The sequence below is a fragment of the Streptomyces sp. AP-93 genome (genome assembly GCF_022808175.1).
Taxonomy (GTDB): Bacteria; Actinomycetota; Actinomycetes; order Streptomycetales; family Streptomycetaceae; genus Streptomyces.
The window spans coordinates 181,055-196,886 of sequence record NZ_JALGBX010000007.1 but is presented as its reverse complement, the minus strand read 5'-3'; the positions used below and the strand labels follow the sequence as shown (position 1 = coordinate 196,886).

At 71.1% G+C, this 15,832-nt stretch carries 14 protein-coding genes; 3 read left to right on the top strand and 11 right to left on the bottom strand.

Translation table 11 applies throughout. The features are described from left to right. Positions 1 to 8 precede the first annotated feature (8 nt). The 9 genes from ruvA to pgsA all read right to left on the bottom strand — a co-directional run bounded on the left by ruvA (position 9) and on the right by pgsA (position 7,770). Positions 9 to 641: a Holliday junction branch migration protein RuvA gene (ruvA, locus tag MTF69_RS14335; protein WP_243334248.1), complete on the bottom strand. Its 633-nt coding sequence runs from the start codon at positions 639 to 641 to the stop codon at positions 9 to 11. Then, on the bottom strand, positions 638 to 1,174 hold the full coding sequence (ruvC, locus tag MTF69_RS14330) for a crossover junction endodeoxyribonuclease RuvC (protein WP_243334246.1): 537 nt from the start codon (positions 1,172 to 1,174) through the stop codon (positions 638 to 640). Before ruvC ends, ruvA begins: the two co-directional genes overlap by 4 nt. A gap of 183 nt (positions 1,175 to 1,357) precedes the next feature. Continuing rightward, a complete protein-coding gene (locus MTF69_RS14325) occupies positions 1,358 to 2,110 on the bottom strand; it encodes a YebC/PmpR family DNA-binding transcriptional regulator (RefSeq protein ID WP_243334244.1) in 753 nt (250 codons plus the stop codon). Positions 2,111 to 2,167: 57 nt separating this feature from the next. Beyond that, the gene (pdxT, locus tag MTF69_RS14320) at positions 2,168 to 2,758 is read right to left on the bottom strand and encodes a pyridoxal 5'-phosphate synthase glutaminase subunit PdxT (RefSeq protein WP_243334243.1); all 591 of its coding nucleotides are present in this window, start codon (positions 2,756 to 2,758) and stop codon (positions 2,168 to 2,170) included. 8 nt (positions 2,759 to 2,766) lie between these two features. After that, entirely contained in the window at positions 2,767 to 3,684 is a 918-nt protein-coding gene (gene pdxS, locus MTF69_RS14315; protein ID WP_030294529.1) for a pyridoxal 5'-phosphate synthase lyase subunit PdxS, read from the bottom strand. A gap of 164 nt (positions 3,685 to 3,848) precedes the next feature. Further along, entirely contained in the window at positions 3,849 to 4,388 is a 540-nt protein-coding gene (locus MTF69_RS14310) for a hypothetical protein (protein ID WP_243334242.1), read from the bottom strand. A 570-nt stretch (positions 4,389 to 4,958) separates the two neighbouring features. Further along, positions 4,959 to 6,122, bottom strand: coding sequence for a glycosyltransferase family 4 protein (locus MTF69_RS14305; RefSeq protein ID WP_243334241.1), 1,164 nt, complete (start codon positions 6,120 to 6,122; stop codon positions 4,959 to 4,961). Further along, the gene (locus MTF69_RS14300) at positions 6,119 to 7,090 is read right to left on the bottom strand and encodes a phosphatidylinositol mannoside acyltransferase (RefSeq protein WP_243334239.1); all 972 of its coding nucleotides are present in this window, start codon (positions 7,088 to 7,090) and stop codon (positions 6,119 to 6,121) included. Before MTF69_RS14300 ends, MTF69_RS14305 begins: the two co-directional genes overlap by 4 nt. Continuing rightward, on the bottom strand, positions 7,090 to 7,770 hold the full coding sequence (gene pgsA, locus MTF69_RS14295; RefSeq protein WP_243334237.1) for a phosphatidylinositol phosphate synthase: 681 nt from the start codon (positions 7,768 to 7,770) through the stop codon (positions 7,090 to 7,092). Before pgsA ends, MTF69_RS14300 begins: the two co-directional genes overlap by 1 nt. A 432-nt stretch (positions 7,771 to 8,202) precedes the next feature. Here pgsA and MTF69_RS14290 point away from each other — a divergent pair, with 432 nt between their 5' ends. Both MTF69_RS14290 and MTF69_RS14285 read left to right on the top strand, forming a co-directional pair. Further along, a complete protein-coding gene (locus MTF69_RS14290) occupies positions 8,203 to 10,416 on the top strand; it encodes an elongation factor G-like protein EF-G2 (protein WP_243334235.1) in 2,214 nt (737 codons plus the stop codon). Positions 10,417 to 10,699: 283 nt separating this feature from the next. Then, a complete protein-coding gene (locus MTF69_RS14285) occupies positions 10,700 to 12,370 on the top strand; it encodes a hypothetical protein (RefSeq protein WP_243334233.1) in 1,671 nt (556 codons plus the stop codon). 87 nt (positions 12,371 to 12,457) lie between these two features. Here the strand turns inward: MTF69_RS14285 and MTF69_RS14280 are convergent, their stop codons facing one another. Continuing rightward, positions 12,458 to 13,018: an HIT domain-containing protein gene (locus MTF69_RS14280; protein WP_243334231.1), complete on the bottom strand. Its 561-nt coding sequence runs from the start codon at positions 13,016 to 13,018 to the stop codon at positions 12,458 to 12,460. 67 nt (positions 13,019 to 13,085) lie between these two features. Between MTF69_RS14280 and MTF69_RS14275 the strand changes: the two genes are divergently transcribed. Next, entirely contained in the window at positions 13,086 to 13,751 is a 666-nt protein-coding gene (locus MTF69_RS14275) for a potassium channel family protein (RefSeq protein ID WP_243334229.1), read from the top strand. Positions 13,752 to 13,847: 96 nt separating this feature from the next. On the opposite strand, the gene thrS is transcribed toward MTF69_RS14275, so the two are convergent. After that, positions 13,848 to 15,824, bottom strand: a complete 1,977-nt coding sequence (gene thrS / locus MTF69_RS14270) for a threonine--tRNA ligase (RefSeq protein WP_243334227.1) — start codon at positions 15,822 to 15,824, stop codon at positions 13,848 to 13,850. Between the last annotated feature and the right edge of the window lie 8 nt (positions 15,825 to 15,832).

Genomic DNA, 15,832 nt, shown 5'->3' with positions numbered 1-15,832 from the left:
CGCCGGAATCATCGGGCCCGGTTCAGGGACTGCAGGGCCGCGCGCAGCAGCTGCGGCACGGGGGCGGAACCGCCGGCGGCGATCGCGGCCTCCGCCTGCGGGGTGACGGCCGAGACCGCGTCCTCCGCGTCCCGGGGGGCATAGCCCAGGCCGATCAGCGCGGCGGAGAGCTGCTCCGACCACGGGGCCGGCCCGGAGGCGGCCGCGCGCTGCGCGCCGACCATCCCGCTCGACCCCAGCGGAGCGCCCAGCTTGTCCTTCAGGTCCAGCAGCAGCTTCTGTGCGCCCTTCTTCCCGATGCCGGAGACGGCCATCAGCGCCTTCTCGTCCCCCACGGAGACGGCGATGCGCAACGCGTCCGGGCTGTGCACCGCCAGCATCGCCTGCGCGAGCTTCGGCCCGACCCCGCTCGCGGTCTGCAGGAGCTCGAAGACCTGGCGCTCGTCGTCGTCGGCGAAGCCGTACAGCGTCAGCGAGTCCTCCCGTACGACCAGGGACGTCGCCAGCCGGGCCGGCTCGCCGGTCCGCAGGCCCGCGATGGTGTTGGGCGCGCAGTGCACGGCCATGCCCACTCCCCCGACCTCGATGACGGCCAGGGTGGGGGCGAGGGCGGCGACCGGGCCGCTGACGAAGGCGATCATGTGGTGCGGCCTTTCAGGGCGCTGGCATGCCGGTTGACGGCCTGCTGGAGGCGGTTCTGCGCGGGGGCGCGCCAGATGTGGCAGATGGCGAGGGCGAGGGCGTCCGCGGCGTCGGCGGGCTTGGGCGGGGCGGACAGCCGGAGCAGCCGGGTGACCATGGCTCCGACCTGTGCCTTGTCGGCGCGACCGCTGCCGGTGACGGCGGCCTTGACCTCGCTCGGCGTGTGCAGCGCGACCGGTATGCCGCGGCGCGCGGCGCACAGCATGGCGACGGCACTGGCCTGGGCCGTGCCCATCACCGTGCTGACGTTGTGCTGGCTGAACACCCGCTCCACGGCGACGACTTCGGGCCGGTGCTCGTCGAGCCATTCCTCGATGCCCTGCTCGATCGCGACGAGCCGGTGGCCCAACTCGGCGTCCGCGGGCGTCCGTACGACCCCCACGCCCAGCATCGTCAGGGGGCGGCCCGCCACCCCCTCGACCACACCGACACCGCACCGCGTCAGCCCCGGGTCAACACCGAGTACGCGCACCGCGCCCCCTCCCCCTTTGCGGCTAAACCGCCGCCGCTCTCGCGGAGATGGTGCCTCGCCGTCGTGGCTGCTCAATTGATGGTTGCGGTCGCCAGACTAATCGCTGCCTCTGACAACGCAGCGGGCCGACGGGGTGTGTCCCCCGTCGGCCCGCTGCTCCACGCTGTGAGCGGTCTACGCCACTCAGGCGTCGACCTTCTCCATGACCTCGTCCGAGACGTCGAAGTTGGCGAAGACGTTCTGCACGTCGTCGCTGTCCTCCAGCGCGTCGATCAGCTTGAAGATCTTGCGCGCGCCCTCTTCGTCCAGCTCGACCTGCATGGTCGGCAGGAAGTTGGAGTCGGCCGAGTCGTAGTCGATGCCCGCCTGCTGGAGCGCGGTGCGGACCGCGACCATGTCGGTGGCCTCGCTGATGATCTCGAACTGCTCGCCGAGGTCGTTGACCTCTTCGGCGCCCGCCTCCAGCACCGTCTCGAGCACGTCGTCCTCGGACAGCTCGCCCTTGGGCAGCAGGACGACGCCCTTGCGGTTGAACAGGTACGAGACCGAGCCCGGGTCGGCCATCGAACCGCCGTTGCGGGTCATGGCGACACGGACGTCGGACGCGGCACGGTTGCGGTTGTCGGTGAGGCACTCGATGAGCACCGCGACGCCGTTAGGACCGTAGCCTTCGTACATGATCGTCTCGTAGTCGGCGCCGCCGGCCTCGAGGCCGCCGCCGCGCTTGACCGCGGAGTCGATGTTCTTGTTCGGGACCGAGCTCTTCTTCGCCTTCTGGATGGCGTCGAAAAGGGTCGGGTTGCCATCGATGTCGGCGCCGCCCATACGGGCCGCGACCTCGATGTTCTTGATCAGCTTCGCGAAGAGCTTGCCGCGCTTGGCGTCAACCACGGCCTTCTTGTGCTTCGTCGTAGCCCATTTAGAGTGGCCGGACATCTGCCTGTCTCCTTCGCGTCACCAACAATGTTCGCCTCAGATCCTACCGGGACGCCGTTACAGCCCCGCGCGCACCATGTCGACGAAGTACGCGTGGACCCGGTCGTCACCCGTGAGCTCCGGGTGGAACGAGGTGGCGAGGACATTGCCCTGGCGCACGGCGACGGTGTGGCCGTCGTACCTGGCGAGCACCTCGGCGGCGCCGCCGACGGACTCGACCCAGGGAGCGCGGATGAAGACGCCCTCGACGGGGCCGCCCTCGATGCCCGCGAAGTCGACCTGCGCCTCGAAGGACTCGTTCTGCCGGCCGAAGGCGTTGCGGCGCACGATCATGTCGATGCCGCCCAGGGTCTCCTGGTCCTCGCGGCCGTCCAGCAGCTTGTCGGCGAGCATGATCATGCCGGCGCAGGTGCCGTAGACCGGCATCCCGGCCCGCACGCGCTCGCGCAGCGGCTCCAGCATGCCGAACAGCACGGCGAGCTTCGACATGGTCGTGGACTCGCCGCCGGGGATCACCAGGGCGTCGACCTCGGCGAGCTCCTCGGGACGCCGGACCGGCCTGGCCACGGCGTCAGCCGAGGCCAGGGCGATCAGGTGCTCCCGTACGTCGCCCTGGAGTGCCAGGACACCAATCACGGGGGTGGTCATGGTGATGACTACCAGCCGCGGTTGGCGTAGCGCTCGGACTCGGGGAGGGTGTCGCAGTTGATGCCGACCATGGCCTCGCCCAGGTTGCGGGAAGCGTCCGCGATGATCTTCGGGTCGTCGTAGAAGGTGGTGGCCTTCACGATGGCGGCGGCGCGCTTGGCCGGGTCGCCCGACTTGAAGATGCCGGAGCCGACGAAGACGCCCTCGGCACCGAGCTGGCGCATGAGCGCGGCGTCGGCCGGGGTGGCGACGCCACCGGCGGAGAACAGCACGACCGGGAGCTTGCCGAGCTCGGCGACTTCCTTCACGAGCTCGTACGGGGCGCGCAGCTCCTTGGCGGCGGCGAACAGCTCGTTGTTGTCGTAGCCGCGCAGGCGGGCGATCTCGTTCTTGATCTGGCGCAGGTGGCGGACGGCCTCGACCACGTTGCCCGTGCCGGCCTCGCCCTTCGAGCGGATCATGGCCGCGCCCTCGGCGATGCGGCGCAGGGCCTCGCCCAGGTTGGTGGCGCCACAGACGAAGGGGGTGGTGAACGCCCACTTGTCGGAGTGGTTGACCTCGTCGGCCGGGGTCAGGACCTCGGACTCGTCGATGTAGTCGACGCCGAGGGACTGGAGCACCTGGGCCTCGACGAAGTGGCCGATGCGGGACTTCGCCATGACCGGGATGGAGACGGCCTCGATGATCTCTTCGATCATGTTCGGGTCGGACATCCGGGCGACGCCGCCGTCCTTGCGGATGTCGGCGGGAACCCGCTCCAGGGCCATGACGGCCACGGCGCCGGCGTCCTCGGCGATCTTCGCCTGCTCGGCGTTGACCACATCCATGATCACGCCGCCCTTGAGCTGCTCGGCCATGCCGCGCTTGACGCGGGAGGTGCCGATCGCCGACTCAGCGGACTGCGGGGTGGAGGGAAGCGTGCTCACGGATTGACCTCACTCGAAAGGAAGATTCAGGCGCTACTGGCGATCGCTACGGGCGATCTGGTGGTACTCGACTGGTACTCGACCGAGGAAACCTTCTCGACCAGTCCACGGCAAGGGCCAATGTGCAGCCGGTGGCTCCTTGCGATTTGGCCATTGGGTACAAGTTAGGGCCGCTCGGCCAGATCCACCGGAGGCTCGTCGTCCATCTCGAAGGCCAGCGGGAACGGTGCGTGGCCCGCAAGCCGGAACCAGCGGACCTTGCGGTGCCGGCGCAGGGCCCGGGCCGCGCGTACGGCGTCGTTGAGGAACCGCCGCGCCATCGGTACCCGGCGGACCGCCGCCGCGAGCTCCTCGGCGGCCTCCGCTCCGCCCGGGGCGGCCTTGAGCACGTCGACCTGTTCCGCGTCGGCGAAGACGGCGCGCAGCGCCTGGCTGAGCTCGCTCTCGGCGACCTCGCGGTGCTCCTCCTCCGCCTGGCGGGCCGCGTGCGCGGCCTCGTACAGGACGAGGGCCGAGGCGGGGTCCAGCACCCCGGAGGTCGCGACCTCCACCACCACGGAGGCCCGGCGCACGAGCTGCGCGTCGAGGGCGGCGCGGGCGGCGTCCATCCGGGAGTGCAACCGGTCGAGACGACCGGCGGTCCAACTGAGGTACACCCCGACGAGGCCGAGGCCAAGGGCAATCCAGACAAGGGTTTCGATCACGGGCGGCGACTTTACCTTTGAACGCGCGCCTCGCGCGGTGCGGCCCTGGCGGGCCGCCCCGGCTTCGCCCCGCTGCGCCGGACTCCGTCCGGCGGTGGCCGGGCGGGGGTGCGGCCACCGCCGCGTGTTGCGGCCCTGTGGGCGGGTGCGGGTGGCTGCCCTGCGGGGCTGGGTCCCCTACCCGCCCTTCCACCGTTCCCCGGGCTCCGCCCGGACCCGCGCCTCAAACGCCGGCGAGGCTGGAATTGCCCTCCGGGCAATCCAGCGCCCCCTACCGGCCTACACGGTCAGGGCCGACGCCAGCCCAAATGCAGCCCCGCCGGCGTTTGAGGCGCAGGGGTCCGGGGACTGGTCCCCGGCAACGGCGCCGCACGCGGCAACGGGTCCGGGGCGCAGCCCCGGGGAACGGGCGAAGGGCGGGTAGGGGACTTCGCCCCGCGCAGCGGCACACCCGCGGCTGGGTTCCCGCGCGGACGGGCCGCCGCGGCCGCACCCCGCCCGGGCGGGAACCCGGACGGGGCCGGAGCCCGGACGGGGCCGGGACCCGGACGGGGCCGGAGCCCGGAGGGGCTACGCGTCGCGGGTGAGGCCCAGGCGGGTACGGAGCGGAATCCGCTCGTCCTCGGCTACCGCCGTCGCGCCGTCTGTCACCGTTTCGTAGACGGCCAGGATGTCCGCCGCCACCGTCGACCAGTCGAAGCGGCGTACGTGGGCCGAGCCTCGGGTGCTCAGTTCCGCGCGCCGCGCGGGGTCGCGCAGGAGGGCGATCGCCGATGCCGCCAGGGAGTCGGGGTCCTCGTTCGAGAACAGCTCCCCCGCCGCCCCCTGGTCCAGGACCTGCGCGAAGGCGTCGAGGTCGGCGGCCAGGACGGCCGCCCCGGCCGAGAGGGCCTCGACCAGGATGATGCCGAAGCTCTCGCCGCCCGTGTTCGGGGCCACGTACACGTCGACGCTGCGCAGCAGCCGCGCCTTGTCCTCGTCCGAGACCATGCCGAGGAACTCGACCCGTGAGCGGAGTTCGGGCGGCAGGGAGGCGACCGCCTCCTCCTCGTCGCCGCGGCCCGCCACCAGGAGGCGTACGTCCGGGCATGCCGCCACGATGCCCGGGAAGGCCGCCATCAGGACCGGCAGGCCCTTGCGGGGTTCGTCGATCCGCCCGATGAAGCCGAGGGTCTGGCCCGACCAGGCCGGGTTCGGGTCGGCCTTGGCGAAGAAGTCCACGTCCACGCCGTTCGGGATGACCACCGCGTCCCCGCCGAGGTGCTCGACCAGCGTGCGCCGCGCGTACTCGCTCACCGCGATCCGGGCGCTGATCTTCTCCAGCGCCGGCTGCAGGATCGGGTACGCCGCGAGCATCGCCCGGGAGCGCGGGTTGGAGGTGTGGAAGGTGGCCACGATCGGGCCCTGCGCCGCCCAGCAGGTCAGCAGGCCCAGCGAGGGGGCGGTCGGCTCGTGGATGTGGACCACGTCGAAGACTCCGTCGTGCAGCCAGCGCCGTACGCGGGCCGCCGAGAGGAAGCCGAAGTTGAGCCGGGCCACCGATCCGTTGTACGGCACCGGCACCGCCCGCCCCGCCGACACCACGTAGGGGGGCAGCCCTGTCTCGTCGTCCGACGGGGCCAGGACCGACACCTCGTGACCGAGTCCGATCAGGTGCTGCGCCAGGTCCCGGATGTGGAACTGGACCCCGCCGGGCACGTCCCAGGAGTACGGGCAGACGATGCCGATCTTCACGCGGGGTGCTCCTCGGGCCGGCCGGCGGTGTCGGTGGCGCTGTCGGTGGCGCTGTCGGTGTCCGTGTCGGTGGTCTGTCGCAGGTCCCCGATCCACAGCCGCTGGAGCATGTGCCAGTCCTGCGGGTGTTCGGCGATGCCCTCGGCGAAGGCGTCGGCGACCGCCTGCGTCATGACGGCCGTCTTCTCCTGCCGGGTGCCGTTCCCGGGCACCTCCACCGGGTGGTGGATCCGGCCGTACATCTTCGGCGCGTCCCCGTAGTACAGGGTGGCCGGGAGCAGGACCGCGCCCGTCTGCTGGGCCAGCAGGGCGGGCCCGGCGGGCATCCGTGCGGCCGAGCCGAAGAAGTCCACTTCCACCCCGGAGGCCGACAGGTCCCGGTCCGCGACCAGGCAGACCAGGCCGCCGGAGCGCAGCCGCCGCGCGAGCGTGCCGAAGGCGGCGCCGCCTTCGTGCGGGAGCACCTCCATGCCCAGGCTCTCGCGGTAGGCGACGAAGCGGTCGTAGAGCGTCTCGGGCTTGAGCCGCTCGGCGACGGTGGTGAAGGGGACTCCGATGTGGGTGACGGCCCAGGCGCCGGCGAGGTCCCAGTTGGCCAGGTGCGGGAGGGCGACCACGACACCGCGCCCGGAGGCCAGGGCCTCGCGCAGGATGTGGTCGTCCTTCATCTCCACGTCGGCGCTGAATCGTTCCTTGGCCATGGTGGGCAGGCGGAAGGACTCCATCCAGTACCGCATGTAGGAGCGCATGCCCGCGTGGGACAGCTCGCGCAGCCGCTCGGGCGTCGCGTCCGGTACCACCCGGGCCAGGTTCGACTCCAGGCGCAGCACGCTCTTGCCGCGCCGCTTCCAGGCGAAGTCCGCGATCCGCCGGCCGAGGGCCGCCGCGGCCGGCTCGGGCAGCTTCTTGACCCCGGCCCAGCCGAGCCCGTAGAGCCCGTCGACCAGCTTGTCCTGTGCCTTGCCCATCAGGGCGTACCGCCTTCGGAGGGAGCACCCGCGGCACTCGCGGCAGCGGCGTCGGCCTCGGCCGATTCGCGCCGTACGGTCACCACGCGCTGGATGAGGGTCACGAGCGAGCCCGCCGCGACCACCCACAGCGCGATCGGCAGCAGCAGGCCGATCCACGAGGGGACGCCGAAGGTCTCCAGGCCGGACAGACCGGCCGCGACCAGCGTGATCACCAGGCGTTCCGCGCGCTCGATGAGCCCGTTGACGGCCACCGGCAGTCCGATCGACTCGCCGCGGGCCTTGGTGTACGAGACCACCTGGCCGCTGGCCAGGCAGAAGATGGCGACCGCGCAGAGCGCGTTGTTGTTCCCGGAACCCGCGTACCAGAGCGCGAGTCCGCCGAAGATCGCCGCGTCCGCCACCCGGTCGAGGGTGGAGTCGAGGAACGCGCCCCACCGGCTGGAGACGCCGGCCTGGCGGGCCATGTTCCCGTCCACCAGGTCGGAGAAGACGAAGAGCGTGATGGTGATCGTGCCCCAGAAGAACTCGCCCATGGGGAAGAAGACCAGGGCTCCGGCCACCACTCCGGCCGTGCCGATGAGGGTGACCGCGTCGGGACTCACTCCCATCCGGAGCAGAAGAGCGGCGAATGGCGTGAGAACACGCGTGAAGAATGCACGCGCGTACTTGTTCAGCATGGCCTTCCCGGAGGGTCGCTGGGCCGCACGGCCACCACGGCCACCGGCTGGCCCATCGTAGCCAGGGCCCCGGGCCATCGGCGCCGCGCACCCACCGGTTCACACGACGCGGGCCGTTCTCGGGCCGTTCGCCACGTTCCGGACGCCTTCCCCGGGCATGTTTCCGGGCATGTTTCCGGGCACGTTTTTGGACAGTTTCCCGGGCGCCGTCCCCGGCACGTTCCCGGACGCCTCCTCCGGCTCCTCCCCCGGCACGTTCCCCGACGCTCCCCCGGCGCCTCCCCCGGCGCCTCCCCGGCACGTTCCCCGACGCCTCCCCCGGCGCTTCCTCCGGCGCTTCCGGTACGACGTATGGACGCCGTGTGACGGCAGTGCAAAGCTCGAAGGAGGCGTTTTCCCCTCCATCCCCTCCAAACGGGAGGCACGAGCATCGTGGGAGCCGCATCACACCAATCCGGAGCCGCCGGCAGAGCACCGACGGCCGACCACCCGGCCTCCGTACGGAACGTCGTGCTGGTCGGCCACAGCGGATCCGGCAAGACCACTCTGGTCGAAGCGCTGGCCCTGACCGCCGGCGCCGTGAACCGGGCCGGGCGCGTCGAGGACGGCGCCACCGTCTCCGACTACGACGAGATCGAGCACCGCCGCCAGCGCTCCATCCAGCTCTCCCTGGTCCCCGTGGAGTGGGCCGGAATCAAGATCAACATTTTGGACACCCCCGGTTACGCCGACTTCGTCGGTGAGCTCCGGGCCGGACTGCGCGCCGCCGACGCGGCCCTCTTCGTGGTCTCGGCGGCCGAGGACGGTGACGGGCTCTCCGGAGCCACCCGGATGGTCTGGGACGAATGCGCCGCCGTGGGCATGCCGCGCGCCATCGTCGTGACCCACCTGGAAGCCGCCCGCGCCGACTACACGCAGATGACCACGGTGTGCGGCGACGCCTTCGGAGCGGACGACCCCGATGCCGTGCGCCCGCTCTACCTGCCCCTCCACGGCCCCGCCGGCCCCGACGGCCACGCCCCGGTGGCCGGACTGCTCGGACTGCTCTCCCAGCGCGTCTACGACTACACCTCCGGCGACCGCGTCGAGCGCGACCCGGACCCCGGCGAGCTCGCCCTGATCACCGACGCCCGCGCCCGGCTGATCGAGGGGATCATCGCCGAGAGCGAGGACGAGACCCTCATGGACCGCTATCTCGGCGGCGAGGACATCGACCTCAAGACCCTGGTCGACGACCTGGAGCGCGCCGTGGCCCGCGGCACCTTCCACCCCGTCCTGATGGCCGCCCCCGCCGCCGACGGCGCCCGCAAGGGCCTGGGCACCGTAGAGCTCCTCGAACTGATCACCGGCGGCTTCCCCACCCCCCTGGAGCGCGCGCCCGTCGGCGTCACCACCCCCGACGGCGCCTCCCGCCCCGCGGTCACCTGCGATCCCGACGGGCCGCTCGTCGCCGAGGTGGTGAAGACCTCCTCCGACCCGTACGTCGGCCGCGTCTCGCTCGTCCGCGTCTTCTCCGGCACCCTGCGCCCCGACGAGACCGTCCACGTGAGCGGGCACGGGCTGACCGACCGCGGACATGAGGATCACGATGTGGACGAGCGCATCGGCGCGCTCACCTCCCCCTTCGGCAAACAGCAGCGCACCCTCGCCCACTGCATCGCCGGCGATCTGGCCTGCGTGGCCAAACTCACCCGCGCCGAGACCGGAGACACCCTTTCCGCCAAGGACGACCCGCTCCTCATGGAGCCCTGGTCCATGCCCGACCCGCTGCTCCCCCTCGCCATCGAGGCCCACAGCAAGCCCGACGAGGACAAGCTCTCCCAGGGCCTGGCCCGGCTGGTCGCCGAAGACCCGACCATGCGGCTCGAACAGAACCCGCACACCCGCCAGCTCGTCCTGTGGTGCCTCGGCGAGGCCCATCAGGACCTCGCCCTCGAACGGCTGCGCACCCGGTACGGGGTCCAGGTCGACCCGGTCCCGCACAAGGTCAGCCTCCGCGAGACCTTCGGCGCCAAGGCCGGCGGCCGCGGGCGGCACGTCAAACAGTCCGGCGGGCACGGCCAGTTCGCCATCTGCGAGATCGAGGTCGAGCCGCTGCCCCCGGGCAGCGGCATCGAGTTCGTCGACAAGGTCGTCGGCGGAGCCGTGCCGCGCCAGTTCATCCCGTCCGTGGAGAAGGGGGTCCGCGCGCAGGCCGCCCGGGGGCTCGCCGCCGGCTACCCGCTGGTCGACGTACGCATCACCCTGCTCGACGGCAAGGCCCACTCGGTGGACTCCTCCGACGCCGCCTTCCAGACCGCGGGCGCCCTCGCGCTGCGCGAAGCCGCCGCCGGGGCCTCGGTCCGGCTCCTCGAACCGGTCGCCGAGCTCGCCGTACTGGTTCCGGACGAGTACGTCGGCTCCGTCATGAGCGACCTGGCCGGCCGCCGGGGCCGCGTCGTCGGCACCGACGCGGCGGGCACCGGCCGCACCCGGGTCCTCGCCGAGATCCCCGAGATCGAGATCGGCCGGTACGCCGTCGAGCTGCGCTCCGTCTCGCACGGCACGGGGCTGTTCAGCCGTACGTACGCGCGGCACGAGCCGATGCCGCCACAGATAGCGGACAAGATGCGCGAACAGGCCGAGAAGGGAAGTCAACTGACATAGCGTCACTCAGGCCGCCCATCCAACCCGCTTGCGGTGGGCGGCATTTACCTGTCCCATGACCACGGGGAGGAATCGGCCGATAGGCTCGTCCGCGCGTGAGGCGGGCAGACCGAACGGGTAGACCAAGCAGACAAGCCGAACGGACAGACCAAGCGGACAGACCAAGCGGGCAAGCGCGCAGGGGCGGGAACGCCGCACCGGGGACACCACCCGGAGCGGGCGGCATCGCGGGCAGGCCCGCACACGAGGCACACGAGTACGACGCACAGCGATGGGGGCAGCGGTGGCGGACGACGGATTCGACTTCAGGCCCGGGGCACAGATCCCACTCCAGGGCGGCGGCGGCCAGACCGCCGCGACCAACGCCCTCGCCTCCGCCGCCTACCGGGACGGCGGGCGCGACACCAAGCTGGAAGAGATACTCAAGGCCAACAACGAGTATCACGAGTCCGTCGTCAAACCCGCCAAGGTGTCCCTGCTCGCCCCCAACCTCGGCGAGGCCTTCTGCCGCGCCGTCGAGGCCCGCACCATCCCGCCCACCCGCAAGCCCCTCATCCAGTCCTTCGGCGCCGACCCGCAGACCGTCGTCGAGCACTGCCTGGCCGCCTCCCGCATCCGCAAGGAGCGCGACCGCAAGCTGCGCCTGATCATGCTCGTCTGCGGGGTCGTGTTCCTCCCCGGCCTGCTGCTGTGGCTCGGCCTGTTCTGGGCCCGCAAGGCGCTGGCGGCCTCGGAGGCCAAGCGGGCTTCCTGGATGGGTACGGCGCTCCTGGTCGGCGTCGGCGTGGTGGTCGCCGTCCTGATGTTCCGGCTCCCGGTGACCGGCGTCCTGGGCATCTACGTCCGCGCCATGGTCATCGCCCCGGTCGCCGGCTGGTTCCTCGCCCGCCGGGTCTGCGCGGCCACCGCCGAAGACCTGCGCTCCCGCTGGGACGGGCTCCTCGCGGGCGGCGGCGGGGTCGCCGCCAAGATCCCGGAGGCCGTCCCCGGCAACCCCGACGAGAAGGCCCGCGAGGACCTGCGCCACTCCCTGGCCAAGCTCACCGCCGAGGACCGCAGCAATGCCGTCTTCTACGCGGGCCCCAAGGGCATCCTCGGCATGGGCACGCGCTGGGGCAGCTGGCAGATGGCCGAGGAGCTCGCCCCCAAGAACGAGGGCTCAGAGATCCACCCGTTCCGCAGCTGGGACGTCATACGCGCGATCGACACCCAGCTGCGCAAGCTGGAGCGCGGCCCCCTGCACACCGGCGGCCTCCCGCCCGCCTCGATCCAGCACTGGATCGTCTCCCCGGTCGGCGAGGGCGCCAAGGAAGTGACCCGCCCCAGCGGAGCGGACGTGGACACCTTCCTGGTCAAGCCGCACGAGATCACCCGGATCTGCAACGAGCAGCAGTTCAGCGCCGGCAACCGGCACTACCTCGGCATCCAGTACCCGCTCTGGGACGGCCAGCTCGTGATCACCATGCTGGTCACGGTCACCGTGCTCTACAAGACCCTGCGCGTGGAGGTCACCGGGCACGCGCTCGGCCCGGTGCACGGCCTGTTCACCACCAAATCGGCGGCGCCGGTCGACGAGGTCGCCAAATCCGTCCGCTTCTGGGAAACCGTGGAGCTCAAGCGGCCCGTGGTCGACACGAACGAGGTCGTACGCCTCACCGTGCGCGCGCCCTTCACCTGGTACCCGCCGCTCCTGGACTTCCTGGGCGGCAAGCTCGTCCTCCCGGAGCCCTTCGGCGTCCGCCACGTCTGGGCCGGCCAGCCATGGCGACACCGCTTCATGGCGGACGACGCGATGCGCGCCGCGACCCCGGTCCTGCGGGCGGTGCACACCGCCGCGATGCGGGTCCTGGAGGAGAACGGGGTCGACACCGAACGCTTCACGAACCGCTCGATGATCGTCAGCGGCCTGGTCCAGGACGCAGCACCGCGCAAGGCGGACGTCTACGACGCCTGAACCCCGGCCGGCCGGCCGGGACCGGTGGGTCTCAGCCGGTCGGTCTCAGCCGGTCGGTCTCAGCCGGTGGGTCTCAGCCGGTGGGTCTCAGCCGGTGGGCCAGGAATCGGCGAGCATCTGGCGGGTTTCCGCGAGCAGTTGGGGCAGCACCTTGGTGTGGCCGACGACCGGCATGAAGTTCGTGTCCCCGCCCCAGCGGGGCACGATGTGCTGGTGCAGGTGCGCGGCGATGCCCGCGCCCGCGGCCTGGCCCTGGTTCATGCCGATGTTGAACCCGTGCGCACCGGAGGCCTTGCGCAGTGCGACCATCGCCCGCTTCGTGAGGTCGGCGAGTTCCATGGTCTCGGCGCCGTCCAGGTCCGTGTAATCGGCGACGTGCCGGTACGGCACGACCATCAGGTGGCCGCCGTTGTACGGGTAGAGGTTCAGCACGGCGTAGACGTGCTTGCCCCGGGCCACGACCAGCCCGTCCTGGTCCGACATCTCCGGAATCCCGCAGAAGGGACAGCCGTCCCCGGCCTCCGGCCCGGTCGGCTTGTTCTCCCCCTGGATGTAGGCCATCCGGTGGGGCGTCCACAGACGCTGGAACGCGTCCTGCGTGCCCACACCGATCTGCTGCTCCGGCTCAATCGTCATGGGATGCAGCATATGACCTTGGCCCCGAGCGGCGTGTCGCCGGGGCGAACACCGGTGTGCGGGCGGCGATGCTGAGCCCATGAACGATGCACCCGAGACCGGTGACCAGGCCTGGGAACGCCGGACCGAGCTGCCGCTGTTCTACGCCTCCCTGCTCTTCCTCGCCGGCTACGCGACCTCCGTGCTGGCCTACCGGACCCACCCGCTGTGGCGGGACATCGGCCTCGGCCTGGTCGCGCTGACCTGGGCCTGCTTCATCGTGGACTACGTGGCCCGGCTGTTCCTGAGCCGCATGCGGCCGCTGCACTTCGTCCGCGTGCACATGCTGGACACCCTGATCGTGCTGCTGCCGATGCTGCGGCCGCTGCGCATGGTCAAGGTCCACAACGCGGTCCAGGCCAGGCGGAGCCGCCCGCGCCAGGGGCTGCACGCGCGGGTGATGTCGTACGCCGGCCTGTCGGCCGGGCTGCTCGGGTTCGCGGGCGCGCTCGGGGTCTACCACTTCGAGCGCAGGGCCCCGGGGGCCACGATCCACACCTTCGGCGACGCGGTGTGGTGGGTGTGCGAGACGCTCACCACGGTGGGCTACGGGGACATGGCCCCGGTCACCCCGGCGGGCCGGATCATCGCGGCGTTCATGATGGCGGGCGGTCTGGCGCTGCTGGGCGCGGTGACGGGCTCGTTCTCGTCCTGGATGCTCCAGGTGTTCCGGCGCCAGGACGAGGAGGAGCCCCCGGGGACCTGAGGTCCCCGGGGGCTCCGGGCCGTCACGCGGCCGTCACCGCGGGTACGGCGATCACCGCAGTCAGGCGGTCGCGGCGGTCACGGCCGCCGTGCGCGGTCACACCTGGACGCGGCGCTCCACGACGTCGACGAGCTTCGCCAGCGCCTGGTCGCGCGGGACGCCGTTCTCCTGCGAACCGTCGCGGTAACGGAAGGAGACGGTGCCCGCGGCCATGTCCTCGTCACCGACGATGATCATGAAGGGGACCTTCAGCTTCTGCTGGTTGCGGATCTTCTTCTGCATGCGGTCGGAGGAGGCGTCCACCTCGACGCGCAGGCCCTTCTTCTTCGCCTCGGCGGCGAACTCCTGCAGGTACTCGATGTGCGAGTCGCCGATCGGGATGCCGACCGCCTGGACCGGGGCGAGCCACGGCGGCATGACGCCCGCGTAGTGCTCCAGCAGGACGGCGAAGAACCGCTCGATGGAACCGAACAGCGCACGGTGGATCATGACCGGCCGCTGCTTGGTGCCGTCGGGGCCGGTGTACTCCAGGTTGAAGCGCTCCGGCAGGTTGAAGTCGAGCTGCACGGTCGACATCTGCCAGGTCCGGCCGATCGCGTCACGGCACTGGACCGAGATCTTCGGGCCGTAGAACGCGGCGCCGCCCGGGTCCGGGACCAGGGGCAGGCCCTGCTTCTCGGCGACCTGCTGGAGGGTGGCGGTGGCCTCCTCCCAGATCTCGTCCGAGCCGACGAACTTTTCCGGGTCCTTGGTCGACAGCTCCAGGTAGAAGTCGGTCAGACCGTAGTCGCGGAGCAGGTTCAGCACGAAGGTCAGCGTGCGGTCGAGCTCCTCCGCCATCTGCTCCTTGGTGCAGTAGATGTGCGCGTCGTCCTGGGTGAAACCGCGCGAGCGGGTCAGGCCGTGCACGACGCCGGACTTCTCGTAGCGGTACACCGTGCCGAACTCGAAGAGGCGCAGCGGCAGTTCGCGGTAGGAGCGGCCGCGCGCATCGAAGATCAGGTTGTGCATCGGGCAGTTCATGGGCTTGAGGTAGTAGTCGGTACCACCGTCGAGCTGCATGGGGGGGTACATGCCCTCCGCGTACCAGTCCAGGTGGCCGCTCTTCTCGAAGAGGGTGCCCTTGGTGGCGTGCGGGGTGTAGACGAACTCGTAGCCCTCTTCCTCGTGCCGCTTGCGCGAGTAGTCCTCCATGGTGCGGCGGATGACGCCGCCGCGGGGGTGGAAGACGGCCAGGCCGGAGCCGATCTCGTCCTGTACGGAGAACAGGTCGAGCTCGGTGCCGAGCTTGCGGTGGTCGCGCTTCTCGGCCTCCACGAGGAAGTCGAGGTGGGCCTTCAGCTCCTCCTTCGACGGCCACGCGGTGCCGTAGATGCGCTGGAGCATGGGGTTCTTCTCGCTGCCGCGCCAGTAGGCGGCGGCGTTGCGCATGAGCTTGAACGCGGGGATGTTGCGGGTGGTGGGCAGGTGGGGGCCTCGGCAGAGGTCCTTCCAGCACAGGTCGCCGGTCTTCGCGTCGAAGTTGTCGTAGATGGTCAGCTCGCCGCCGCCCACCTCGACGTTCGCGCCGTCGTCGGTCGAGGCCGAACCCTTGATGCCGATGAGCTCCAGCTTGTACGGCTCGTTCGCGAGCTCCTCGCGGGCCGCCTCGTCGGTGACGACGCGGCGGGCGAAGCGCTGGCCGCGCTTCTGGATCTCCTGCATCTTCTTCTCGATGGCCTTGAGGTCATCGGGGGTGAAGGGCTTCGCGACGTCGAAGTCGTAGTAGAAGCCGTCCCGGACCGGCGGGCCGATGCCCAGCTTGGCCTCGGGGAACAGCTCCTGCACGGCCTGCGCCATGACGTGGGCGGTGGAGTGGCGCAGGATGTCCAGGCCGTCCGGGGAGGAGATCTCCACGGGCTCGACGGTCTCGCCGTCCCGCACCTCGTACGCGAGGTCCTTCAGCTCACCTGCGATGCGCGCGGCGACGATGGTGCGCTCGCCGGCGAAGAGCTCTGCCGCCGTAGTGCCCGTGGCCACCACGCGCTCGTCCCGCTCGGAATCGCGTTGGATGAACACACGGACGTCTGACACCGGTCTCT

Excerpts from the sequence above, each read along its gene's own strand:
- MTF69_RS14325 (WP_243334244.1), bottom strand. The coding sequence starts at position 2,110 with ATGTCCGGCCACTCTAAATGGGCTACGACGAAGCACAAGAAGGCCGTG.
- pdxT (WP_243334243.1), bottom strand. The coding sequence starts at position 2,758 with ATGACCACCCCCGTGATTGGTGTCCTGGCACTCCAGGGCGACGTACGG.
- ruvA (WP_243334248.1), bottom strand. The coding sequence starts at position 641 with ATGATCGCCTTCGTCAGCGGCCCGGTCGCCGCCCTCGCCCCCACCCTG.
- pgsA (WP_243334237.1), bottom strand. The coding sequence starts at position 7,770 with ATGCTGAACAAGTACGCGCGTGCATTCTTCACGCGTGTTCTCACGCCA.
- MTF69_RS14280 (WP_243334231.1), bottom strand. The coding sequence starts at position 13,018 with ATGCTGCATCCCATGACGATTGAGCCGGAGCAGCAGATCGGTGTGGGC.
- MTF69_RS14275 (WP_243334229.1), top strand. The coding sequence starts at position 13,086 with ATGAACGATGCACCCGAGACCGGTGACCAGGCCTGGGAACGCCGGACC.
- MTF69_RS14300 (WP_243334239.1), bottom strand. The coding sequence starts at position 7,090 with ATGGGCAAGGCACAGGACAAGCTGGTCGACGGGCTCTACGGGCTCGGC.